At 59.0% G+C, this 23,260-nt stretch carries 17 protein-coding genes, 1 tRNA gene and 3 pseudogenes; 8 read left to right on the forward strand and 13 right to left on the reverse strand.

The genetic code is table 11. The features are described from left to right. Positions 1-60 precede the first annotated feature (60 nt). Positions 61-137 (forward strand) — tRNA-Arg (locus HAP40_RS36730). 2,486 nt (positions 138-2,623) lie between these two features. Here HAP40_RS36730 and HAP40_RS36735 read toward each other — a convergent pair. The 4 genes from HAP40_RS36735 to HAP40_RS36750 form a co-directional block, all read right to left on the reverse strand. Beyond that, the gene (locus HAP40_RS36735) at positions 2,624-2,794 is read right to left on the reverse strand and encodes a hypothetical protein (protein ID WP_166812095.1); all 171 of its coding nucleotides are present in this window, start codon (positions 2,792-2,794) and stop codon (positions 2,624-2,626) included. Positions 2,795-3,752: 958 nt separating this feature from the next. Beyond that, entirely contained in the window at positions 3,753-4,463 is a 711-nt protein-coding gene (locus HAP40_RS36740) for a hypothetical protein (RefSeq protein ID WP_166812093.1), read from the reverse strand. 239 nt (positions 4,464-4,702) lie between these two features. Next, complete coding sequence (locus HAP40_RS36745) at positions 4,703-5,314, reverse strand: hypothetical protein (RefSeq protein ID WP_166812091.1); 612 nt, start codon at positions 5,312-5,314, stop codon at positions 4,703-4,705. Between the two features lie 11 nt (positions 5,315-5,325). Next, positions 5,326-5,676, reverse strand: a complete 351-nt coding sequence (locus HAP40_RS36750) for a hypothetical protein (protein ID WP_166812090.1) — start codon at positions 5,674-5,676, stop codon at positions 5,326-5,328. 78 nt (positions 5,677-5,754) lie between these two features. Here HAP40_RS36750 and HAP40_RS36755 point away from each other — a divergent pair, with 78 nt between their 5' ends. Then, on the forward strand, positions 5,755-6,006 hold the full coding sequence (locus HAP40_RS36755; protein ID WP_166812088.1) for a helix-turn-helix domain-containing protein: 252 nt from the start codon (positions 5,755-5,757) through the stop codon (positions 6,004-6,006). 16 nt (positions 6,007-6,022) lie between these two features. Beyond that, positions 6,023-6,757 (forward strand): hypothetical protein, encoded by a 735-nt coding sequence (locus HAP40_RS36760; protein WP_166812086.1) that lies wholly within the window; start codon positions 6,023-6,025, stop codon positions 6,755-6,757. Between the two features lie 256 nt (positions 6,758-7,013). Here HAP40_RS36760 and HAP40_RS36765 read toward each other — a convergent pair whose 3' ends face one another. From HAP40_RS36765 to HAP40_RS36795, 7 genes are all read right to left on the reverse strand, one after another. Next, positions 7,014-7,523, reverse strand: a complete 510-nt coding sequence (locus tag HAP40_RS36765; protein WP_166812085.1) for a hypothetical protein — start codon at positions 7,521-7,523, stop codon at positions 7,014-7,016. A 159-nt stretch (positions 7,524-7,682) separates the two neighbouring features. Continuing rightward, entirely contained in the window at positions 7,683-7,853 is a 171-nt protein-coding gene (locus tag HAP40_RS36770; protein WP_166812083.1) for a hypothetical protein, read from the reverse strand. Between the two features lie 1,706 nt (positions 7,854-9,559). Further along, positions 9,560-9,754: a hypothetical protein gene (locus tag HAP40_RS36775; protein ID WP_166812081.1), complete on the reverse strand. Its 195-nt coding sequence runs from the start codon at positions 9,752-9,754 to the stop codon at positions 9,560-9,562. A 998-nt stretch (positions 9,755-10,752) separates the two neighbouring features. Beyond that, entirely contained in the window at positions 10,753-11,403 is a 651-nt protein-coding gene (locus tag HAP40_RS36780; protein WP_166812079.1) for a hypothetical protein, read from the reverse strand. Next, a complete protein-coding gene (locus tag HAP40_RS36785) occupies positions 11,393-13,414 on the reverse strand; it encodes a DUF927 domain-containing protein (RefSeq protein WP_246741212.1) in 2,022 nt (673 codons plus the stop codon). The genes HAP40_RS36780 and HAP40_RS36785 overlap by 11 nt, the downstream gene beginning before the upstream one ends. A 31-nt stretch (positions 13,415-13,445) precedes the next feature. Continuing rightward, the gene (locus HAP40_RS36790; protein ID WP_166812077.1) at positions 13,446-14,147 is read right to left on the reverse strand and encodes a recombinase family protein; all 702 of its coding nucleotides are present in this window, start codon (positions 14,145-14,147) and stop codon (positions 13,446-13,448) included. 360 nt (positions 14,148-14,507) lie between these two features. Beyond that, a complete protein-coding gene (locus HAP40_RS36795) occupies positions 14,508-14,831 on the reverse strand; it encodes a hypothetical protein (protein WP_166812075.1) in 324 nt (107 codons plus the stop codon). 29 nt (positions 14,832-14,860) lie between these two features. Between HAP40_RS36795 and HAP40_RS36800 the strand changes: the two are divergent. The 5 genes and pseudogenes from HAP40_RS36800 to groL form a co-directional block, all read left to right on the forward strand. Further along, positions 14,861-15,526 (forward strand): annotated as a pseudogene (locus HAP40_RS36800) (DUF932 domain-containing protein); the annotation flags it as partial. 2,017 nt (positions 15,527-17,543) lie between these two features. Then, positions 17,544-17,789 carry a response regulator transcription factor gene (locus HAP40_RS36810; protein ID WP_246741211.1) on the forward strand — a complete coding sequence of 82 codons (246 nt, stop codon included), beginning with the start codon at positions 17,544-17,546 and terminating at the stop codon, positions 17,787-17,789. A 527-nt stretch (positions 17,790-18,316) separates the two neighbouring features. Then, the gene (locus HAP40_RS36815) at positions 18,317-18,526 is read left to right on the forward strand and encodes a DUF1488 family protein (protein WP_246741388.1); all 210 of its coding nucleotides are present in this window, start codon (positions 18,317-18,319) and stop codon (positions 18,524-18,526) included. A 99-nt stretch (positions 18,527-18,625) separates the two neighbouring features. Continuing rightward, a pseudogene (locus tag HAP40_RS36820) lies at positions 18,626-18,947 on the forward strand (co-chaperone GroES). A 134-nt stretch (positions 18,948-19,081) separates the two neighbouring features. Further along, positions 19,082-20,731 carry a chaperonin GroEL gene (groL, locus tag HAP40_RS36825; protein ID WP_166812071.1) on the forward strand — a complete coding sequence of 550 codons (1,650 nt, stop codon included), beginning with the start codon at positions 19,082-19,084 and terminating at the stop codon, positions 20,729-20,731. Positions 20,732-21,342: 611 nt separating this feature from the next. Here the strand turns inward: groL and HAP40_RS36830 are convergent. Further along, complete coding sequence (locus tag HAP40_RS36830) at positions 21,343-21,726, reverse strand: hypothetical protein (RefSeq protein ID WP_166812069.1); 384 nt, start codon at positions 21,724-21,726, stop codon at positions 21,343-21,345. Between the two features lie 138 nt (positions 21,727-21,864). Then, positions 21,865-22,057: pseudogene (locus HAP40_RS36835) on the reverse strand (hypothetical protein). Positions 22,058-23,260: the final 1,203 nt, after the last annotated feature.

Genomic DNA, 23,260 nt, shown 5'->3' on the forward strand with positions numbered 1-23,260 from the left:
GCAATGTGGCGGGAAGCGGTTGCCCGCCCCTCGCCAATCGGCTACATGAAACCTCGACTAGCACCCGTAGCTCAGCTGGATAGAGCGTTGCCCTCCGAAGGCAAAGGTCACACGTTCGAATCGTGTCGGGTGCGCCATATAAAACAAGCACTTAGTCGATTTTCTGTTTCTTTCCCATCCGGTCGGGTAAGCACCGGGTAAGCAGCAGGATTGCCTTCGTGATGCGCCGAGGTCTTTTGCTCACGGTTGTGACCGCGTCTCTCACTCTCACTCAAGCATTCGCATGGGACGGCACCAACACGGCGCTGGGGCGACGAGGTGCGGTTATCAGAATCGAGCCGCAATTCGTCTGCCAGGGCTGCGGCAGCCGCGGGGCCGACGTGCGACCTGACTTCGAGCGCGGCGATCCACGGCGAGCAATCACAAGTAGGAAAGAGGCCGCCAACTAAGGCGGTTTACTTCATTGGAAAAAACGCCACCCGCTTAATATGTGTCGCGGGCAGCGGCTTCCCAGCCCCGGGTGGGTTTGCAAAACCCCGGTGGCAGCACAAATTGCATATCCACATCGTGGTGTCTGAGCAAAATTGCTCACTCTCCAAAGACCGGCGCAACTGAGGCCTTACCGGAAAAAGAGGCCAATGGTGACAGCCGCTACCGGCAGCATCCCCAGCGCAATCACAACACCACGATAAACCCACTCGTTACTCATTGGGAAAAAGTAGCACGTCTGGAAACAGCATGATGAGCAGAATTGCTCACTTCGCGATGTACAGCAGGTAGGCGAAGCCGGCTGCCAGCAGCCGCTAGCCAGATAAGCGAGAGCCGGAAGTGCCTGGTGTACCGATCCATGGCATTCATTGAACGTTTATTGAGCTAGATCCAGGTTGCCTGCCTTCACTCCGGCGGCTGCAAGGTCGTGGCACTGACGGAGTCTGAGCAAAATTGCTCACTTTCATACCGTCCGTTTCGCGACAATTAGCGCCTTACTTGGCCGGGATGTCCTTGCACCTCAGGGCCGCTTTGTCGGACTCTAGCAGTTCGATGGCCGCGCGCATCATGGCGAGACTAAACCGGTCCATGCCCGGCGTTGCCAGCCTGCGAAAGTGTTGGATCTCATCCTCGATCTGATCGCACTTGTGACACATGGACGACCCGCCTAAGGTGGCGGGAGCAATAAGCTCTCAGTCACCGATAAAAGCCCGGGGGCGGAGCGATGATCCCTTTTTAACTCCCCGGCTCCCAGACGTTCCTAATCAAACTGGCCCTATTCTTCATCGGGAAATTTACCGACCTCACTTCCGGGGTTGCGAGCCCTGAGAGGTCAACCAATTCTCAATCCTGGCTCGCTTCAGCAAGCCCTCATTTTGCCCTTCGGAATGTCTCGACTCGCGACCGAAGAGAGCGCAAGGTGACGCCCATCACCGCCTAATCATCGGCAGTTATCGGTGACTGAGAGTGTTGTGCTCCCGCCTAGTGCGAGCGAGCTCATGCCAGACACTCAGAACCGTCCGATTTGTCCTGGCTGCAACCGCTCAATGACTTTAGAGCTTCAGCCGGACGGTAAACCCCCGCGTACCTTCCAGTGTCTGGATTGCGATCGGCCGGACCCCATGACCTCGCCAGTGGTCGAACGGGTACTTAAAAATCTTCGACCGCCAGAGTAAAGGCAGCCCACGGCCCCGAGGCGGCCTCAAGTCATCCTCCGAGACCGATACCGGATGTTGGTGATCCGGGACAACAATCGTGCGTCCGCTCCCCGGAATGGTCTGGACTGGACCAAGCGATATACCTGGATTGCTGGGGCAGCTCTGAAAAACCGGCAGCATGATCCGATCAAGATGCCGACGACACCTTAAAGGACTCGCATTTGGCACGAGCCAAGCGCCTAATGGCGGATGCTCATGTTCCAAGCCGCACGTTGAGGCCGGAGGCCATACGATGAGTGACGATCAGGAACGATCCCTTCGCCAAGCTGCCCAAGCGAACAGAGAACGCCTTGCAGTCGCGCATCGCGAGGGAGTCATGCAAGAAGAGGCAGAAAAGGCCGTTATTGTTCGCCAAAACATGGCGCGCCTCAAGGAGCAAAGATTAGCCAAGGAAGCACAGGGGGCTCGGAAGGCGATCTCCAAAGCAAACCAGCCCCCAGCGTCCGAGCCAAGGCGATTCAGATAAAAGGATGCGGAGACGGAGGCCGTCGCCCGTGTCCAGACGGGAGCTGCACGAGAGCGGCACTTACGTGCGTCTGCGCTCTATCTCCACCGAGTAGCGGTCCCGTGCAGCCTGGATAGAGGTCCGCACCGAATCCGCAGCACAGTGCCGAGAGGTCTGCTCAGGCCTATGAGGGCAGAAGCGCCAACTGAGACGAGCCAGTCCAACATAAGTAAGCGAGATGTCCGGCCAAGATCACGCACCAGCCGTACCAGGCGTTGAATATCCAGATGCCTCGTTGCGTGCCGGGATCAGGCGCTCGCTCGAAGATGACAATTTGATACCCTTCCCTAGGTTAGAGGAACGAACTCTCCAGCGAGCCATTGAGATCTAGGTCTGTGGCGCGACACTCTTGCGTCATCCATTCGGAACGGCCCGTCGACCGATGCGCGCGTTGGCGATGGGCCGATCCTCGTCAGGCCGTCTCAGTTGGCGCTCGACGCTTTCTGATCTCATCCTCGATCTCACTGATCAACTGGACGATTTCTGGCACATCCATGCCATCGAGTGCAGCGCCGACGGCGTCCTTGTAACGCTGTACGATTGTCAACTCATCTTTTGAAAGAGGTTCAGCACGATTCTTCATCGCCATCCCCCATTTGAGGCGCGAGCACTGCGGCTCTCAGTCACCCATTGGGGGAAGACTGAGAAGATACGCCTTCAAAGGCTTCCTCTACAGGTCAGCCCGTAGGTTCTTCCCCCTGCAATCTCCTTCATCAAACGGATCGTTTGCTCGCACACGGGCTTGTTAGGGTTTTCGCCGCACGACTTTATATATGGGAGCATCTCAGCTTCCGCGTGCGTCACTGCATAGGCTGCCGCTGATGCACAGGCGTTGTCGGCAGAGGATGGCCGCTCCGGGACCTGAAACTCATACGCGTGCGCGCAAGCCACGCCCCCGACGAGCGCGGCGAAAATGATTCCGCAAGTCCTGAGGAAGGTCGGCGACCAGGGCATCAAGTGAGCACGGGATACCATAATGCGCATCCTCGGTTGGGCGTGAGCGCTGCCTGGGGCTCACAGTCACCGATAGAAGCCAATACCCGCGCGATGATGTTTAGACAGTGCGCTTCTTATCCTTGGAAAGCAAACTCAATTTCAGAAGGACCCCAGTGTGTCACGCCTCGCAAGCCACTCATCCTAGTCTCGCAATATGAGAACAAGTGGTCATGAGCAGCATGGATCGACTGCATTGCCAATCTTGCCCCAAGGTCGGCTCAAACACCCTGCGGGGGGTACCGATTGCAATAATGGCGCCAGCCGCAACCAGAAAAACGGCCGTCAAAGCGAGCATTCGCGAGGTCGTCCAATCAAATTCCATCGCGCTTTCCTCCAGCTTGAGGCGCGCACTCTATACCTGGGGATACCTGCCAATTGTGAACTACATCATACGGCTGCCTCCATGCTCAAGGATTTTTGCTGATTCCCTAGGGGCTGTGGAATGAACATCGTCGCATTTCGAGGCCGGCGACGGTTTTGTTCGCTACTGCCGCCGCATCGGCCCGCCAGCTTGAACCGGCGGGCCTATTGTCGAAAGTCGAATGTTAAGCGGCGGCGACGCCGCACACGACATCACAAACGAGCTTGTCGTAGTCGTTCAATTCTTGTTCGTCGGATCTGTCCTCAAAGAACCACTCCACCAGCAAGGCCGCCTTTGCCTGCGTAGCACCGGGCGTAGACGGGTCCGCGTCGATAATTACTTTTTGGATGGGGATAATCTGATTGAAGTAGACGTCGTTCAGGTGGTCCTCGGCTTCCCGGAAACCTGTCTTGATCTTGAGCGCATCGCAGACGGCGCGGTGCTCATCAGCAGCTTTCAGAGCCTCGTCGAGACGCCGCTGTTTCAGTTCGTCAGGCTTGCTCTTGAACAGATGCAGAAACCCGTCTTTCGGTCGAGCTAGACCGGCGTCCCACATGTCGGCAGCCTCGGCGTCCTCTGGACCAATGTACTCCCACGAGAGTTGCGGAACGTCTCGCATTTTCCCCAGATCGGTTGGGTCCAAGATGGTGCCATCTTTCGTCTTCCAAGGGCGAATGTTCAAGCCGTCCATAGGACGCCAGCGCAATGCGGCGGGCCAAGCGGGTCGGCTACTGTTGTACACGGACCATGTCTCGTCAAAGCGGGCTTGTGCCTCATCGTAGACCGGTTTGAGCTCGCGAAGCTTTTCGAGGGCGGCAATCAGTGTCGCATCGACACCAGCATGAACCGGGGTTGATGTTGCGGTAAGCGCAGCTGCGCCGACGAAAACATTCATGATTGATCTCCTGCTGATCTGCGCCCCGCGCTCAGAAATGCTTGAAGGGGCGGTTGGTTCTGATCGCGCTGATCCGGGCTGACATGCGTCAGGCCCGCTTTCCTGCTTGTGGGATGATGATGAAAATAGTCCGGCGCCCGTGGCGCACTTAGCTACCGCGTTGCTCATGTCTTTCTCTATATTGCGGATTGATGATTGACCGAACACCGCCCGTGCTCGGTCCGTGAAAGGCGGCAAGCCTAAGGTTGCTTCACCTCCTTCCGAGCTTGCCAGCCGAATAGCTGGGACCACAGGGGATCGAAGTGCTCGCAAAGGTCATGAAACGCGACCTGAGCTGCGCTCTCGATCAGCTCGACTTGCAGGCGCGGCCAAACAGCCGTCGCCTGAACCTGGGGCGTCCAGTGGGCTGAGTTGAAGCCCTTGCGCACGCCTTCAATGGTGTCGTGGAAGTAGCCCTCACACTGGCCAACCGTGCCGAGCCTGACTGCGAGCATGCCGATTACTCGCTGCTGTTCGGGAGAGAGCAGGTCCCATGCCTTGCCAGCATCGAAGCTGGCCAGCTCATTAAATGTAGGCAGCCGATCAGATAGGGGGATTTCGGCGGTATCGTTGGCCACCTCAAGTGCGGTGGCATTGGAAGTGCTGCGGCGCACGACGATGATTGTACCGGCGTTCCATATCGCCACACGACCGTGCTCGCCCTTGCTTAGAGACACTTCGACCTTGCCGCGCGGCGTTGCAACGCCAGCGCTCACACTGAGGACGGTTTCGCCGGAGCCGGTGACATCGCCCTTAAGCAGCAGGCGAGCCGGGACGCGAACGCGGTCGGTGTTGGTGGTAGGGGAAAGCATGCCCTGGTCCTTTATGCCCAATGCTGCGGGGGAAGTTCGAAAGCCGGCGCCGTGCCAGTGCGCGCAACGCGGGCCTCAGCGAAGCCGCTGCGCATCTGGAGCGCGAGGTAATAGCTATAGGGTCGGTTGACGTGGTGGGCGCGACCGCGGCTGGCGAGCTCGTCGGCATAGTCTGCCTTGGCGCGGGCGTGGGCCTCGGTCATGAGCTTGGAGCGGAGCGCGTTGGCCGATGAGCGCGGCTTGGTGCTAACGGAAGCTTCACGGCGGCCCAAAGCTGGGGTGGGGATGGATTGCCTTACCTGCTCGGTGAGGAAAGAGGCGGACATAGCTCCGCCGTTCACCGGAGAGGTGCTGTTGCTCATCTGGGTTGCCTTTGTGCTGCGGTCTTGATACAAAATGGATCATAGAGATGATCCAAAAAGTGTCAAGTAGGAATTGAGATGATTTCGATCGAACAGATAAGAGCTGCGCGGGGACTACTGGGTTGGTCTCAGACCGACCTCGCGGAAGCTGCAGGAAGGTCGTTGCCAACCATCAAACGCCTAGAGCGCGAGAGCGATGACGGATCGGCCGTGTCCGAAGATGTTCGGGATGCAGTCCGCGCTGCGCTCGAGAAAGCCGGCGTCGAGTTCATCCCGGAAAATGGCGGCGGTGCCGGCGTGAGACTGGCGAGGAGAGGAAAGCGAAAGTAGAAGACGAGATAGGTCCATGGAATACGATCTTCCACAGAACTTTCAAAGGCTCCATGAAGCCGAGGAGTTATTGCGAGGCAAATCACTGGACATCATCCGCGACAACGACTTGAAAGCACATCTCGCAATCGTCGAGCTGGCAATGGACTTGGCCGACATATTGAGACAGTTCCCAACCGACGATGAAGATCTCAAGGTTGTCCAACTCCTCGGAATGCGGACGTTCAACGCCTTCGCCTCATCTCTCAAGCTGGCGTTGTCCGGGTATATGCAGAACAGCGCACTTGTGATGCGCGACATACTTGAAACTGTTTTTCTCCTTGATCTCTTCAGAGGCGAGCCATCCTTGATCAGGGAGTGGAGATTTGCAGACAAGCAACAGATCAGAAAAAAATTCTCACCAGTGAAGGTGAGGGAGGCCCTCGACAAAAGGTATGGGCACACTGCGAAAAGAAGAGCGGAGCTTTATCAACTATTTTCGGAGCTGGCCGCTCATCCAACAATGAAATCTGCTCTTATGCTCCGCCCTGAGATTGGCGGAGATGCCGTCATCGGACCGTTCGTCGAGAAAGGGGCGTTGATGGTGCAGCTCTCGGAAATAGGGAGGCTGGCCGTTCAGGTTGGGGAGATATTAGGTTCATTCATTCCAGGCTGGTGGGGGCCGGCCTCAGCTTGCCGAACTTCCTTCATCCAAGCCAAATCAAACTGGCTCAGCCGGTTCTACCCCGGCAGTCGCACGAGCAAAAAATAGCGCTCCTCGAGCCCTTAAGAAAGTCAGTGTCCAGTTCATCCGGAGAACGGCTGTGGGGCCAGCGTGAGGTTGAAGAAGCGGAAGCGCTGATTTTTTTTATTTGCAACGCCGCTCACGGACGCCTCCGATGCTTGCGCAGGATCGTGCTTGCGCCGAAGAGCATGACCCCGGCATAGGCGAACAGAAGGCAGGCAATCGCCCAGCGGGCCCATTCGGGCGCGTCGGGCCCTAACGTGGATGTGAGGAGCAATGGGCATCAGGCGTGCTCCTGACACTTAGCGACGACCGGATAGGTCCGCACCACTCGATCGCCATCAAGTCGAAGCGGGAGGGGCTTCAGGCGCCAGTGCAGCGCAGGATCGAAAGGCTGATTGTCCTCGTTCTCGATTGGCAGCCACACGCCGCCGCGGTCATCCTCGGCCGGCCTGAAGCTAGTTGAGATCAGCTCGCCGTCGATGACCAGGCAGTATTGCTGCTCGCCGAACGTACGCGATTGCCGCGCCCGTCCCAATACTTCGCCAGCACCCGACTTAACCGTCACCTCATATTGGTAGACACCGGGGTTGCAAGGCCCGAACGTCCGAAGAGCGCCAGCCGGAAGGATGCCGTTCTTTGGCAGGGGAACTTCCTGGCCGCCGTATTCTTGATCAGCTTGGGTAAGCTGCACGAGGATTGAAGCCGCTCCCTGCGGAACGTCCTTAAGTCGGATTTCTGGATTATCGAAGAGGCTAACGCAAGGCCTTGAGCTGAGAAAGGAGAAGCTCATTGTCATTCCTGCGCTAGCCTGGCGTGAGACCAGGCCCTGCTGAAGCTGCTGTCGCGCGGCCGTTTGGGCCGCTGCCGAGGTGGCCCAGATCAGGACCAAACATGTGACTGGAATTGCTCTCATTGGTTTCGATAGCACAGGCCGAGAGACGAGTCTGATCTATTCTCGATCGGTCGCTCCCTTGAGGGCGATCCGTCTTCTGATCTCGTCCTCGATGTTTTTAAGCAAGTTCAGGATCTCGGGGCTATCCAAGTCCTCGACCGCGGCGCGCTTATAGCGCTCCACGATCGTCAGCTCAGTCTTTGAAAAAGGTCCGGCGCCGTTTTGCATCACCATCTCCAGTCCGTACGAAGCGGGAGCATTCGGCTCTCAGTCACAGATAGATGCCTAGGGCATCCAAAAAGGTGATTAGCTTAAAGCTATTCTCCCAGCGGCGTTCCTAGAAAGCCAAAGGGATCGGGATCAGCAGCTGGACGCCGCGTGCAACGGCTTTCCCTCTCAAGCAAAAACGCCGCCCGCTTAAATAAAAGCGCAGGCGGCGGCTTACCAGCCCCGGGAGGGTGAGCGTAAAATCCCGATAAAGGTTGGTCTCGCCGTGGCATGCTGAAGTTCATCACGTCGGACAAAAAACGAGACCTAAATTCAAGATGGCGGCTGTAGTCCCGGCGAGGTCAGCCACTTGTTGACCTCTCCGGCAACATCGATCTGCCTGGCCTTTCGCAGAAGCTCCGTGCGGCGGACGCCAGCGGGCATCCCCTTCGCCTGTAGGCGGAGGTTGATCGCCTCCTGCGCGAGGCGGTATTCGAATGTCAAGGATTGTCCTGGGGACCGTTGAGCCGGCATGTTTGACGCTCCGCTTGGGGTTGAGCGGGAGCGCATTTTGCGTTCACGCCACCGATAGATGCTGAGGGCCGCTCGGTGGTAGTGAGACAGTGCGCCTTTATTTGCCCAATAGCGAGCGCTTTGTTTCGATTCTGGCAGGAACTATCTGCAAGCTGCTTGACGTCACTGGCTGGCTGACTGCTCTCGCTTCAAGCTGGGCGCGATTACTATTGTCGCCTTGAAGCCGATCTAACTCATCTTGGCCGCCGCGTCGTCTCGGCGAGCCCTGATCTCGACGCGCGCCATCGCGCTTTCAAGAACAGCGCGTCGGAGTTCCGATCGCTCAAGCCGTTGTTCGTCAACCAGCAGCTGGCGCTCGTCTTGGAGGGATTGGCTGTCAGCGATAGCGCGCGTGGCGCGGCTTAGAAGCTCATTCATGGCGGCCCCAGTCTGCTTGCGTGGGAGCGCATCTCCAATAACTTGGGTTAGGTCAAGTGGAATAACTGTACCACGCATCGGCGCGGGCGAGCAGCGAGAGCGACACGGTAACGCCGAGAGCGTTCGCCGCCGCCGAGCGGCCTTGCCACCGTTCGACAATGACTGTTCCCCGTGCGGTGGATGCCAGGGGGCATCCCGTTGCAAACTGGCCCGGGGTTTCGCAGCTGGCTAGATTACTCGTCGCCCCTCGATCTCTTGCTAGAACGATCAACGCGGTCCGCTCGAAATTCCGCAGGCCCTTCAAGCAGACGCTGCTTTCTCGTCGATTGAACCTTGGAGCTCGCGGAGGCGTCTGCTCTTTCATCTATCACAGTGCCAGCCAGGTGAAGAGCACGCTTTCGCTGGCGGCCCACTCGACGAACTTTAGCATCCTCTTTCGTCATTCTACTGGCCCTCTGAATCGGAGATGTTCGGAACACACCGGCGCACTTAGCAACCGCGACAAATATTCTTCAGCTTTGCGGCGGTTCGGGCTTCTTCCGCAAGGAATGGGTCCTTGTAGCCTGACGATGAATCGGTACCGGTCTCGGCGGGCTTCCTCGTTTTTGGAGGATACGCAGCGTCGTAACAGGAGAGGCGCGCGCTGGGGATTTCGATAGCACGGCAGTTCGGGTCCGCGGCGAAAGCGGCTGGCGTGGCTGCACCGAATACTGATGCCAGGAAAAGCGCCGCCGTCCATGTCCGTGTTCGGGCCATCGTCATGCTGAACATCCCCTCTATTTAATTTTACTTGCCCAAGAGGGCCGCTCGCCGGCCCAGGCCGGAAGAGCATCCCATTCGGACCAACGCATCCGGCGCTCCTCATCTCCGACCCTGACGAAAACAAAGGGCGCATCGTCCCGTCCTGTTTTCGAACCAACAAAAACTGCCGGGAGCCCATAGGCATCCCTGATGATTGCTGTGTTTGCCATTTCTGTCTCCAGTCTCGGCTTGGGGCTGGGTACTCGGCCGCGATTGAGGGGACCTACCGCTATAGAATGGCCACGACCGCGATCAGCAGTACAAGGAAGATCGGCACCAATAACGGTGGTACGAGCCACTCACGAATGTTGAATTTGCCGGGATCGGACATCTGACCGCCTTCTTTTGGGTTGAGGCGGGAGCGCAATGCTCTCAGTCACCGATAGATGCCACGGATCGAGCGGTGATGGATGACACCCTAGGCTTAGATAGCGCGCAGCGATATCGAAAAATGCACACAGGAACGCGGCGAAATGGCTGTCAGCGGCCTAGTTCTGACCACGGCAGAACGATGGGATGCATTGCGTCCCGTTCCCGCTGTAGGTCGCAGATCACGCCGGTAATACGTTCCGCGGTGAGGGGATCGAAGGGGAAGGCTGCCAGCCGCCAGTAGTGCGCGATTGTCTCGTCTAGCTCTTTGCACTTTTCACACATCGGCTCACCGCTGAAGTTTAGGCGGGAGCACACGGGCTCTCAGTCACCGATAACAGCAGAGGATCGGGCGGTGATGCAGGCCAACGGCTGCCGGTCCTTTCAGTTCCTAGGTCACGTCACCCGGCGCGGACTGTGGATGCACGAAAGCGTCGCGCCGAATGTGCGGTAGGGTCAAAAGCGCTCCTCGCGGATCTTCCGGCGCATGTCCGGTCCGCCTCGGATTGCGGAAGGATTTGGCCTAGGCAGACCGAAGCGCTCAAAGTACGCAGCAACTTCCGAACTCGAATGGTCGCCCGCATGGTACGCAGTGAGAGCCGCCATATCGCCGTCCAGGAACATCGCCAGAGCGACTTGGCTGACAACCCAAACGCCGCCTCCGACACGACGCCCGAGCCCATGCTGAGGGCACCAATTCCGGATGGTCGTTTCTGACTTGCCGGCCCTCTTGGCCGCCGTCGCTAAGCTAATGCCCTCCCGAGGATCGTACGGGGTCAGCACCCTCCATGTGGTCTCCTCAGCGGATTGCATGCTGACCTCCGCAAAGGAGCGCGGCGTCCGACATGGGCTTCCGTCGATACGTTAGTGTCGATGCTGACGGCCGGCGGAAAGCCGCCGTCTGCTCGGTCATCGCGAATACAGCTCCGCCTCCAAGCAACATCACCAAGCCCATGGCGTCGTATCGGCACCCCGGCGCGGCGACGTGAACACCGAATAGATCCATAGCGCTCCAGCCGAGATCGCAAGCCGCGCGGCCCCAGTTCGACAGGAAGGCATCGGCGCCTTCGATCATCTGAAACCATCGCTCTGCTCCGGCCCACTCGGGTACTTGCATTCGCTTCAGTTCCTGCAGAATTGCATGCCATCCGGAGGTGTCGTCCTCGAAGATTTGGGCCGTTCGCCCCTCTTCAAAATTAGTGGTGGCAGTGGGGACACTGGGGACACTCCGCGTAACCAGTTCAATTCCCGACGTTTTCCTGTCCCCACTCGCCACCAGGGGCTGTCCCCACTCGTTTTTGAGTGGGGACACGGTCGTCTCTTGAGTGGGGACAAAAAAGTCGTTGTGCTGCAGCGACTTCTCGGAAGTGTCCCCACTGCCACCACTGTCCCCACTCGTTTTCATGAGGGCCGCGATGTCCCGGGAGAAGGCTTGCAAGTCATGCTTCATTTGCATCCTCCAGGAACGTCGAGCGGATGTGGTAGAGCCGCATCTTCCCGTACTCGGGGACGCGAACTGACTTGGCCATGTGGGAGCCTTCGCCCTCGATGTAGCCCTTCTGCCTCAGCGTCGCTGCTACGCGCCGCGGGTCGAGCCCGGCGCAGATTTCCTTCCATGCCGTGGTGGTGACGTAGAAGTCCCAACCATCGCCCATCTGCTCTCTGAAGCCGGCGACGTCGCGAGCTTGCATCCCCTTGGGGGCGTTGTCCTCCCATGCCGGGATGAAGCGAGACATACCGTCCTTCAGCAGGAAGGTTCTCACCTGCTCCATTCCGGCCGCCGTCTCCGCCGCTTCATGCCCACCGCGCGCTGCGAGCCACTGCTCGAAGCACAGGGCGGCTGCCTTCACGGCGCCTCCTCGCGACCAGGGCAAGATCTCGTACAGCGTCGCGATCTCGCCGCCGGCAGCGATGAGCCCGAACCGCTGAGCCACGCGGCCAACCTGCCCGTCTGCTCCTGCCGGCACATAGGTGTCGCAGAAGCTCTTCACGACATCCTTCACGGTCTTCCGGATCTCTTCGATGTGCGGAACGATGGCGTCGAGGTATTGTCTGGAGGCGACGCCGTAGTGCTGTTGGGTTGCGGTCTTCAGGTGAACAGCGAGGGCGTCCGCTGAGGTGAACCCGTGCAGCTGTTCGAACATCCCCATCCCGGCGCCGGCATCTGCCGACACATCCACGATCCGGATCTGCTGACCGGCTGCCAGACGCTTGCCGCGGCCATCCTCAGCCACCTTGTCGGAGAGGCCGATTTCACCCGACGACAGGAAGAGGACACGCCACTTCGCCGCCCGACGGGCCGAGCCGTCGCGTGTGCTGCGGGACTTACCCGAGCCGTTCGCGAGCATGTAGGCGGCTTCGCCGGCATCCTTCGCCGCCAGCTGGGACAGCTCGTCCAGGCACAGCAGCGTGTCGCAGTGCGCCAGTGAGACGCCCTCCAGGCCGTTGGCCGTCGATCGCCATGAGCGGATGTAGCCATTGGTATCGCCGCCGCCCCAGACGCTGCCGGCGACATGCAAGGCCGTGCTCTTGCCCGTGGATGAGGCGCCCTTGAAGTGGACGCCACCACCCTCGGCCGCGCAGGGGCCGACCAGCGGTCCGGCAAAGGCCGCCGACAGCGCCAGCACGAGCCGACTGTTACCGACGGCGTACCGAGCAACGTTCTGTTGCCAGCTCTCCAGGCTGCCTGCCTGCCGGAACGGGTGTTCGTGGGCAGACGCGCTCTGCAGCAGCAAGAGGTCTCGATCGTCAACGGCGAAGCACTCATCCGGCATGACGAACGAGTTGCCGTGCCAGCCCACCCGCTGGGTAGCCCTGGCCCGCTTCGGCGATCTCACCTGAAGCAAGAATGAGTTGAACAGGTTGCGAGCGGTGTTGCTGGGCGAGATGAAGAACCCGCCATCCATCAGGATCCGACGCGCCTCCGAGCCGTCTCCAGCCAAGGTCGCCCGCGGCAGCGCGAATTGGTGCTCGCGACCATCGTGATCGCGCCAGCGCAACAACACGCCCCAGCTTGCGCCATCCGTGTCACGGGTCTCCGCCACGACGTCGAAGTGGCCGGCTACCAAGATCGCAGGCTTGTCCAGATCGTCCGGATTGCTCCACATCAGTCCCCGGTCAGAGAAGCTGTAGCCCACCGGCAGGGCGGACTTCTTCTTCTCGGCCCGGGCCTGAACGTCCTCCTCCTGGCTCGGCTCTTCCGTTGAGGGCTTCCATTCCTCAGTCGCCCGAGCCTTCTCCTCGAGATCCTGGAATGAGCGCCCGGCTTCGAACCAGTCGGACACGTCCTGCTTCTTTTCCAGCTCTGGGAACCGCACGACACGGATGCTCTCGACGACGCCGAATGCGAGGGCCGCCTTTGCATCGGCGTGATCCGATCCCTCGTCATCGTTGTCGGCCAGGATCACGAGATGCTTGCCCGCGAAGTACTGCTCGCAACGCGCCGGCAGCCCATCGCCCACCCCGCCGAACGTGACGGCGCAGCCGCCGCGCTTAGCCGTGGCTGTTCAGCCACTTCGTCGTTTCCTTCACGCCGAGCGGGCCGGTTGTGCCATCCCCGTCCAAGTACAGCTTGAAGATCAGCCTGACGGTTTCAGCTTCCACCGGATCGGTATCGAGCTTCTTCTTGATCTTCTGACCGCGTCGCTCCGCTTCAACGATCTTGTACCCGAGCGGAGGCGTTGCCCCATTCCAGAATCCCTGCCGCGCCGACTCCAACATTGCTCGTTTCGTATTTTTAGAAATTTCGCGTGAGGTGTGCTCGTCGAACGCTCCAATGATCTGTCGCACGAGAATTTGGCTAGGATCGTCGCCGGTAGGTTGCGTGACCGAAACCACTTCGACGCCGTGCTTGCGTAGTTTCCGGATCGTCAGCTCCATTTCGGCGACGTTGCGGAAAAATCGATTGAAGGCGTAAAAAACGATCGCGTCGTACGGATGATCAGATGCGCAAGCGCGGTCGATCATCTCCTGCAGCACGGGCCTGCGATCGTCGGTCGCGGTCTTCGCTTCGACGAATTCATCGACGATCAAATAGCTGTTCTGATCACAGAAACTGGCCGTGATTTTTCGTTGGCTCGGGATGCTGGCTTCGGTGGTGAGTTGTCGGCCCGTGCTAACTCTATAATACGTGGCGGCGCGCTTCGTTGCGTTTGATTGCTTCGGGATCGAATTGCGAAAAACGTGCTTGTTCATGAGAAGTATCTGCGGTTGGATTGCAGTGAAAAAGAGCCTCTTGGATAGATTCTGCGCAGCTCGTGAGGCATTCTGTCAACGAAAATCAGCTTGCGAAATCAGCTGTCTTTTCTGCCGTTACTGAGCAGCTTTAGGAGCTCATTGCCGAGCAGAATCTCGATCGCGCGCAGCTCCTTATCCAGGATGGGAATGGGCTGCGGCATCTCAGTCGTCACCTGAAGATCCGTCGCCTGCGACTGGCAGCGCCCTCGCGTCTTTGTTGCTGAGAGTGCCGGCCGCGTGCCGGGCCGATCGACGTTTGGATGGAGCGCGGTCGCGTTCTGTGATCGCCGATCGTTTGGCGAGTGCCGGTTTGTCTGCCTAGAGCTCATGGCTGAGCTCGCGCTTCTTGCGACGCTGGCGGTCGCGGACGCTGGCCACCTCGGCTTTTGCAAACTCGGTCGGTTCGATCGTGCTGGTCTTGATGCTCTCGCGCGAGAGCAATTTCAGCAGGAGGGCTCGGCGCTCCTCGGCAGTGACGTCGTTTTGTCTCGTCTCTTGCGAACGAGCGGCTCTGACATGGGCATCGACTTCGGCGACATCGATGACGAGCGACAACGGACCACGGGCCCGGCTGGCGGCCACATAGAGCGAATTCCGATCGTAACGCGGATCGACCACTGCCGTGCAGCTCTCGGCCGTCAATCCCTGCGCTTGATAGACGGTCGTCGCGTACCGGCGACACCCGATGGAAGGTGCCGGGCGTGCTGGATTGGTCGACCATGACCCACAATCCCTTTGTCGACGTGACCAACGACACGACGACGCTCTACGCCAGTGACCGCGACGTGTTTTTGTTTCTGGTCGACGACACCAATCCGATCGAGGCGGGCCGTTTGCCGGACGGATCGCCGGATTTGTATTTCCGTGGCTTCTACTGCTGGAATAGCGAGGTCGGGAGCAAAACTCTCGGCATTGCCAGTTTCTATCTTCGCGCTGTCTGCATGAATCGCAACCTCTGGGGCGTCGAGAATTTTGAGGAGATCACCATCCGGCATTCCAAATTTGCGGCGCAGCGGTTTGCCCATGAAGCGGCTCCCGCGCTGACAAGCTTCGCGAATTCCTCGCCTGCGCCGTTCGTCGCCGGCATCAAGGCCGCGCGGCAGCGGATCGTTGCCCGCACCGACGAAGACCGCGAAAGTTTCCTGCGCAAGGGCGGATTTTCCAAGTCGGAAGCCACCAAGATCATCGAGACGGTTCTCGGCGAAGAAAACCGCAAGCCGGAAAGCATCTTTGATTTCGTGCAGGGCATCACGGCGCTGGCGCGTACCAAGTCGCATCAGGACACGAGGCTTGAACTGGAGGGAAAAGCCAGGCGGTTGATGGAACGCGCAATCTGATACGCCGCGCAGCCATCACGGTTGCGCGGCCCTTGCTTCCAAGCTTGGTGTACGCCGCCGATCCGGCAAGCCGGATCGGCGGCTCGGCGCGTGTCCGCGTCCCGGGCTCGCCGGGCGTTAGGCCCGGCTCGCGAGACTCCACGGTTTAACACCTGTTATGTTTCTAACCCTTGCAGAGCCGATCTACTAAGTCGCGAAAGTTAGCAGTTTGAGCGTCGCGAGTGTACACGAACCCCGACTCGGTGAGTGGCTGACTTGGAAGTTTGACGATGACCCGCATGCTCGATCGTGAGCCGATCGTTAGGTCGTCGCCATCGAAGATCCGACCGTCTTCGTGTAGAACAAGCGTACCGGTTGGAATAGTTCACCGCGAGCTGCGTATCCAGGAAGTGCACCTTTCACTCGCGGTCAATCCGACCTAAACTCGTGGAGGAGGCCCGCGCTCGCGCCGGCCGGTGGTCATCTGGAACTGCATACACCGCAGATCTGCGCCGATTGCAAACCACTACTCCTTCCGGAAGACGATCTGATCCGGACGTGATCAAGGCCGCGCTCAAACGTATCTTGACAGCTTGCGGCGGCCCGGAGATGAGGCCGGATCGTTGTGGCCCTGGCTGCATCCTGCGCTTCTCAAACTGGGCTTGATGGCGGTGTGCTGGAGACTCTTCACGTCCGCGCAGCGCTGAAGGCGCAGCGCAACAGGACCGACAAAAACAAACGCGTTCGGAATCGCCCCTCTGATGCGGACCGGCTGGTTCCACAAGGCCCATATCAGAGCGAGCCCCGAACCGGATCGAGCGGGAAGGTTTTGCCTAGGCCGCGCGCGACGGTGGCGGATGATGGGCCGGCGGCCGATCGATGCCGCGCCAAATGCGCACGCCGCGCTGTGGAAAGAGTACCCGGCTGCATGATTTGGTTGTGAAGCTGGTCGCCGGTAAGCGCTGCAAGACGATCATGACGCTAAGACTTTTTGGTTCGCCACTAGAGCGCCCTCACTTAAGCGTGCACGAGTTCGTGGTGGAGTGCGATAGTTGCTTGCCGATGGCATATGGGCGATGCCTTCGGCCCGCGCTCTACTCGTCGCTTCGCTCCTCACCGAGCCACCCTACGGGTGTCTCGGCCCTTCGGGTAACGATCGCTATCGCAAACGTTCGCAAACAGTCGGGGCTTCGCAAGCTAACTGCCAAGTCGCTGCGGCTTTTCGCAATGAATCCGGCGACCCGGACGCCCCCAGGCCGACGTGAACGCGCGCACCGCCGCCCAAAGAACGTAAGTTGCTGAAGGCCCACGCATGAGGGCCCGAGGCGCACCTTGAGAGGTCGATCGAGGTCATCGACGCGATGCTTTGAACAGGGAGCTTCGCTCTGGCGTATGAGACCTGATGCAGATCCACGACGTCGCGCGTTCGGCGACCCCAAGCCCTTCTCTCTCGCGACCAGAGTATTTGGGCCTGGTTCCGCGCCAGGGCTATGATGGAGGCTGCTTCGCCGTGCGGGTAGCCAGCAGCAGGCTGTCCGTCAGCAGAGTGGCTGAAGATCGACAAGCCAGCGGACCGACGCCGGCAGCACAGTCCGCCGTTCGTTCAAGCGCAACAAAGTGCAACAAAATGCAAGGTTGCGAAAAGTTGCTACCACACCTGTGCATCTGGGAGGCGAAACCGCTCCGGCCGCGCATTGGTAAAGACGACGTCTGGATCTTGGGCCGGCGTCTCCGCAATGTTCAGTAGCGCGCTTTTGACCCTGGAATCGTCCCAGCCCGCAAGTGTGCTTGATGCCTAAATCCCAAGGATACGTTAGCTCGAGTGCTATTTGAAACTGAGCAATATTGAACAGCGATCTCGGAACCGGAAGGACAAAATAGCCCATTATCGTCGCAAATCGGCGTCAATAGGATGTAACGCTTCCGAACTCGGGATCACAGAGCTTTCGCGCGATCCAACGGCAGCACCAACCGTTGGCTCCGCCCGAATTCCGAGCGCCGGTATAAGCCTACTTAATATCAGGATTCGGAGAACGGCATGACGATCACGGAGAACCTGCTTACCACCCTGACGGAGCGTGAGCACCAGATCGCGCGCTTGGTGTCCCAAGGGTTATCGAACAAAGGAATTGGGCGACTGCCGAATGTCACCGATGGCACCATTAAAGTACATCTTCATAACATCTTCCAGAAGCTCGAAATCAGTAACCGGACGATGCTCGCGATTTTCGCACAACGATCGCTCGGATCCCCCGAGAACAAGCTGCGCTGCCCACCTGTTTAGATTGAGCGCAGTACGCGTGACGGTCATACCTAATCGCACCAACTGCCAGCGCCCCGACACCCAGCTCGTTTGTCATTCATCGGAGCCAACTAGCTCTATGCTTGAGCCTATGGCGCGGGTCCGCCGAGGCGGACTACCACTGAATAACTATCGCAGCGATGATCAACAGCCCGAAAAAGATCGGCAGCAATACCGGAGGCACGAGCCACCCACGAACATTGAATCTATCGGTATTCGACATTTGGGACCGCCTTTCCAGAACGGCGGGAGCGCAACACTCTCAGTCACCGATAATAGCCAGGGACGCGCGGTGATATGAGGAACATGGTGACGCCCCCGCCGAGTAACGAGGCCGGTCGCAACTTAATTGTCGTGGGCAGGTTGTATCCGATTCCAGAGTAGCCATTTACGTCCTAGCGCACCCAGATCGCTTTCAGCATCCTCTTGCCGTTGCGCAAACTTGATCGGATCCAACCGTGATCGAGTTTCCAAACTATAGTCGTTCATATGACCGAACGCGCCATGCCGTGCGTTTCTGGGGATACGATAGCGCGCTAGAGGCATCGTTTTTCATAGAGGAAGACGCGCTGAGGCGACTTCAACCCGACGCTCACCTCAATGAATCGGGTTTCCTGAACGCATTCGATTCCAATCGTGATGTGATATGTGCCGCCGCTGCCAGGGTGTACGTCCGCGGCAGCAGGGGTTCCTACGATCTGGTCGCCGCAAATTTTTGAAACGAAGACTTACGTCTTAATGGACGCGGAAGAGTTCGTTTACGGCACGTAGTGCATTACGACTGCCAATCCAGAAATAATCACAAAAGCCAGAGAGAATTGCATGAAATTCCGTCGCTCCATGACCGTGTCGTGGTCAAGCGCATTGAGGCCGAAGACAAGACCGCTGGTGGCATCATCATTCCCGGACACTGCCAAGGAGAAGCCCTCCGAGGGCGAAGTCATCGCCGTCGGCCGCGGCGGCCGCGACGAAGCCGGCAAGCTGATCTCGATCGACGTGCAGGTCGGCGACCGCGTGCTGTTCGGCAAGTGGTCGGGAACCGAGGTCACGATCGACGGCCAGGAGCTGTTGATCATGAAGGAGCGCGACATCATGGGCGTTCTCACTGATCTGCCCGCCGCCAAGAAGAAGGCCGCGTAAGCGCCAGCCAGTTTTCCTTATCCTGGGGATTCGGCGTAGCCGGGTTCTCGAAGGATGAGGCTCAAAATCTCATCCCTCAAGTGCTCGCCAGTTGCGCGGTCTTTCGGATTTGACAGTTGAAAACGGAGATCATTATGTCGTCCAAAGAAGTTAAATTCGGCGTCGATGCCCGCGACAGAATGTTGCGTGGTGTCGACATTCTCAACAATGCGGTCAAGGTCACGCTCGGTCCCAAAGGCCGGAACGTGGTTCTCGACAAGTCGTTCGGCGCCCCCCGCATCACCAAGGACGGCGTCACCGTCGCCAAGGAGATCGAGCTCGAGGACAAGTTCGAGAACATGGGCGCGCAGATGGTGCGCGAGGTTGCCTCCAAGTCGGCGGATGCGGCCGGCGACGGCACCACCACCGCGACCGTGCTCGCAGCTGCGATCGTCCGTGAAGGCGCGAAGGCGGTTGCCGCCGGCATGAACCCGATGGATCTGAAGCGCGGTATCGACCTCGCGGTCGAAGCCGTCGTGGCGGACCTCCAGAAGAACTCGAAGAAGGTCACCTCGAACGACGAGATCGCCCAGGTCGGCACCATCTCGGCCAACGGCGATGCCGAGATCGGCAAGTTCCTCTCGGATGCCATGAAGAAGGTCGGCAACGAGGGCGTCATCACCGTCGAAGAAGCCAAATCGCTCGAGACTGAACTCGAGGTCGTCGAGGGCATGCAGTTCGACCGCGGCTACATCTCGCCCTACTTCGTCACCAACGCCGACAAGATGCGCGTTGAAATGGACGACGCCTATATCTTGATCTACGAGAAAAAACTTTCCAGCCTGAACGAACTGCTTCCGCTGCTGGAAGCAATCGTACAGAGCGGCAAGCCGATTGTTATCATCGCAGAAGACGTGGAAGGCGAGGCGCTTGCCACGCTCGTTGTCAACCGTCTGCGCGGTGGCCTGAAGGTTGCGGCCGTCAAGGCGCCGGGCTTCGGCGATCGCCGCAAGGCCATGCTCCAGGACATCGCGATCCTGACCGGCGGTCAGGCCATCTCGGAAGACCTCGGCATCAAGCTCGAGAATGTCACGCTCAACATGCTCGGTCGCGCCAAGAAGGTGATGATCGACAAGGAGAACACCACGATCGTCAACGGCGCCGGCAAGAAGGCCGACATCGAGGCGCGCGTGGCCCAGATCAAGGCGCAGATCGAGGAGACCACCTCGGACTACGACCGTGAGAAGCTGCAGGAGCGTCTCGCCAAGCTCGCTGGCGGCGTTGCGGTGATCCGCGTCGGCGGCGCGACCGAGGTCGAGGTGAGGGAGCGCAAGGATCGCGTTGATGACGCGATGCATGCGACCCGTGCGGCGGTCGAGGAAGGCATCGTGCCGGGCGGCGGCGTCGCCTTGCTGCGTGCCTCCGAGCATCTAAAGGGGCTGCGCACCAAGAACGATGACCAGAAGACCGGCGTCGAGATCGTGCGCAAGGCGCTGTCCGCGCCGGCCCGCCAGATCGCGATCAACGCCGGTGAAGACGGCTCGGTCATCGTCGGCAAGATCCTGGAAAAGGAGCAGTACTCCTACGGCTTCGACTCGCAGACCGGTGAGTATGGCAACTTGGTCGCCAAGGGCATCATCGACCCGACCAAGGTGGTTCGCGTGGCGATCCAGAACGCAGCCTCGGTTGCGGCTCTCCTGATCACCACTGAAGCCATGGTGGCCGAGGTGCCGAAGAGGAACGCCGGCGGCGGTGTGCCTGCGGGTGGCGGCGGCATGGGAGGCATGGGGGGTATGGACTTCTAAGTCCAGCCGTGCAGCGCTCAAAGAAAAAGAAAGGTCCGGCAGCGATGCCGGCCTTTCTGCATTTTCTTGCGCCTGATCGCGGTTGCCCTGCTCAATTTGCCACAGGCCGCAATACTGATACGTCAGTACGGCTGTCAGCCCGAGCTCATACCAGCCCTCCGAGAACTTGGAGTTGCCGAGCTTGCGATGGGAATAGCCAATCAGACTGCCCGCGTTCAGGGGATCCTCGTGGCCAAATGCCTTTAGCTGATTGCCTGCGTCCGGCACTGAGTTGAATTGCCAATCCCAAGGTCAAGTCTCCTAACTTGAATTGGCCAGGAGTCAAATTAGCTCTAGACGAGGATTGTCGTCCCACTTGGAGGACCAAGGTGTGGGTAAAGATAAATCAATGTCGTTTTGGACGCCTGAAATACTGGACGAAAAAGCTAAACAAGACGCTGTGAACGACAACTACAGTCCACCACATTCATGGTGGCCCGGCCGATACAGCATTGGTACCGAAGCCCGCGACAGGTACGATCGGGCTTTCAACCTTCATCACACCGACAAGGACGAGTACTAGGACCAATGATTGGCTGCCGAATTGCGAAGCGCATTCGGCGAATGCGGCCCTAATAGCGGCAAAACTCAATGGGCTTGTTGGCATACCGCCATCCGTACACTGCTCGCGCAATAGGGTCGCGCGGCGCGAACGTAGCAGGAGTAGGGTGGCTAGGCTTGGCAGCATTTTCGTCGCTCATCGAACACCAACCATCCGCCTTGATACAGGTCTCCACCCGCTCATCTCTCTGCCGTTGATACGGATTGAATACACCATCATGGTGAGCTTCGGCCGATTTTGCAGTATCCGCCACCATGAGTTTATCGGAATCGTTCTCACAACGCGTAATAACCTCTATCAGGCGATCACGAGGAAAAACGTAGTATCTCGTGAGGTGAGATATCCAGAGGAGCGCAGCAACCACCGCTGCAGTGAGTTTAATAAATTTCAGCACGTGCACCTCAGCCCGCGAACGGAACGGCGCGTGACGGACAGGAGCGCCTTCCCTCTCGTGGCGATCGACCACAGGCGGTTGCAACGCGCCCTACCTACAGGTGACGTTTCCGGCAATTTCGTAGAGTTCATCTGTCAGTCACTGCACTGCGCTTGCATAGGCAGCCCGCGCATTAGCAAGATCGATCGACCCGATCGAGAGCATCTCCATGGTCCGAGGGCACCGCGATCATCGTAGCGACGCGGCGATAGGCTGGTGAGGCCCTCGATCGACTTCTCGTCTGAAAGACATCATATGCTCCGGCGGCCAGCAGCCTCTCGATGCCGCGGATCCGAAAGAAATGCTTGAACGTGACAGTTTCTCGCCGCGAGCGGGATGGTCATGCACGCCTACCTTTCGAGAAGAGGGGCCCAACCGACGCTTGGAGTACGACCATGCGCCCGTTACGCGGCAATAGCCAGGACTACTGTCAACAGACCTCGAACGGAGACGACCCTTACTTCTTTACAACGACTATTTTCTCAACAGAAAGAGCGAGCAAGTTGAGACCCGCCTGCCTACCCCGCGGTCCGACGAACCTTTCCAAGAAGCTTGTTCTCGCTTGCCGAGACGCCGAGGTGAGGCTGCTGCTCCATCGGCCTCGACCGCGAACGGCCTCCCAAGCGAAAAGCCCGGCCACGAGGGCCGGGCTGATCGGTAATATATTCCAAGTCAGGCAATGCACGGAATAAATCGGGGAGAGTCGTCGCCGTCTGTTCAAAAAGGAACACCTGAACCGATTATTGGCACCGCCCGCGCTCAACTTCGGATGCAGAGAATCTCACAAAGGCTCTGCATTTCCAGGAGCATCGCGGGGCAGATGCTCGTCGTCGCCAGACTGCAGCGGAGCCGGCGCATCAGGCCATCCCGAGAGTGTCCGCACGCGCTGAGTGAGCAATTTGGTACAGACGCCGATCCCTAGACGTGTCTAGCCTCACCAACGGATGAAGCTCAACATACCTCTTAGTCAGGTGAAAATCATGGAAATCTCCAGGGAGACAAAAGCTGCCGTGCGGCCGGCACTGTGGGGAGCTGCGGCCGGAGCGGGGCCGCCGAGACCCTCGCGACGAACCGCGCTGCAACGGCTGTCGTCGCAGCTCTCACACCTATCTGCATTGACAGGTTCCGACAAGCCGCTGATGCGTCGGCGAACTTGGTCGAAATGAAGAAGGCGACCTATGCATGGGATCAGAGCAAGTTCGTCGAAAAAGGCGGTTGGGCCACGATGCCGGGAAGCTCTAAGCCAAACTCAGCCGTTGCAAAAGCTTGTGCCGAATCGCTTGGTAGCAAGAAAGCTGTGGAGCTGGGAGGATAGTCAGGCAAGTCGCGCGGCGCAAATCCGCGCATAGACGCCAGTCTGCATCTCGCGCAGTCGAAGGGGCTCTTGCAAAGCTGGCCAGACAGCCGTCGCCAGATGGTCAAGCATGACCTCGTATCGACTTTGAACGAAGAACTCGAAGAAGCCGAAATCCGTGAAGCCCACGTCGAGCCGAAG

Source organism: Bradyrhizobium sp. 1(2017) (genome assembly GCF_011602485.2).
GTDB lineage: Bacteria > Pseudomonadota > Alphaproteobacteria > Rhizobiales > Xanthobacteraceae > Bradyrhizobium.

Bases quoted from the DNA above. Each gene is read 5' to 3' on its own strand.
- HAP40_RS36735 (WP_166812095.1), bottom strand. From the start codon at position 2,794: ATGAAGAATCGTGCTGAACCTCTTTCAAAAGATGAGTTGACAATCGTA.
- HAP40_RS36740 (WP_166812093.1), bottom strand. From the start codon at position 4,463: ATGAATGTTTTCGTCGGCGCAGCTGCGCTTACCGCAACATCAACCCCG.
- HAP40_RS36745 (WP_166812091.1), bottom strand. From the start codon at position 5,314: ATGCTTTCCCCTACCACCAACACCGACCGCGTTCGCGTCCCGGCTCGC.
- HAP40_RS36750 (WP_166812090.1), bottom strand. From the start codon at position 5,676: ATGAGCAACAGCACCTCTCCGGTGAACGGCGGAGCTATGTCCGCCTCT.
- HAP40_RS36755 (WP_166812088.1), top strand. From the start codon at position 5,755: ATGATTTCGATCGAACAGATAAGAGCTGCGCGGGGACTACTGGGTTGG.
- HAP40_RS36760 (WP_166812086.1), top strand. From the start codon at position 6,023: ATGGAATACGATCTTCCACAGAACTTTCAAAGGCTCCATGAAGCCGAG.
- HAP40_RS36765 (WP_166812085.1), bottom strand. From the start codon at position 7,523: ATGAGCTTCTCCTTTCTCAGCTCAAGGCCTTGCGTTAGCCTCTTCGAT.
- HAP40_RS36770 (WP_166812083.1), bottom strand. From the start codon at position 7,853: ATGCAAAACGGCGCCGGACCTTTTTCAAAGACTGAGCTGACGATCGTG.
- HAP40_RS36775 (WP_166812081.1), bottom strand. From the start codon at position 9,754: ATGGCAAACACAGCAATCATCAGGGATGCCTATGGGCTCCCGGCAGTT.
- HAP40_RS36780 (WP_166812079.1), bottom strand. From the start codon at position 11,403: ATGAAGCATGACTTGCAAGCCTTCTCCCGGGACATCGCGGCCCTCATG.
- HAP40_RS36790 (WP_166812077.1), bottom strand. From the start codon at position 14,147: ATGAACAAGCACGTTTTTCGCAATTCGATCCCGAAGCAATCAAACGCA.
- HAP40_RS36810 (WP_246741211.1), top strand. From the start codon at position 17,544: ATGACGATCACGGAGAACCTGCTTACCACCCTGACGGAGCGTGAGCAC.
- groL (WP_166812071.1), top strand. From the start codon at position 19,082: ATGTCGTCCAAAGAAGTTAAATTCGGCGTCGATGCCCGCGACAGAATG.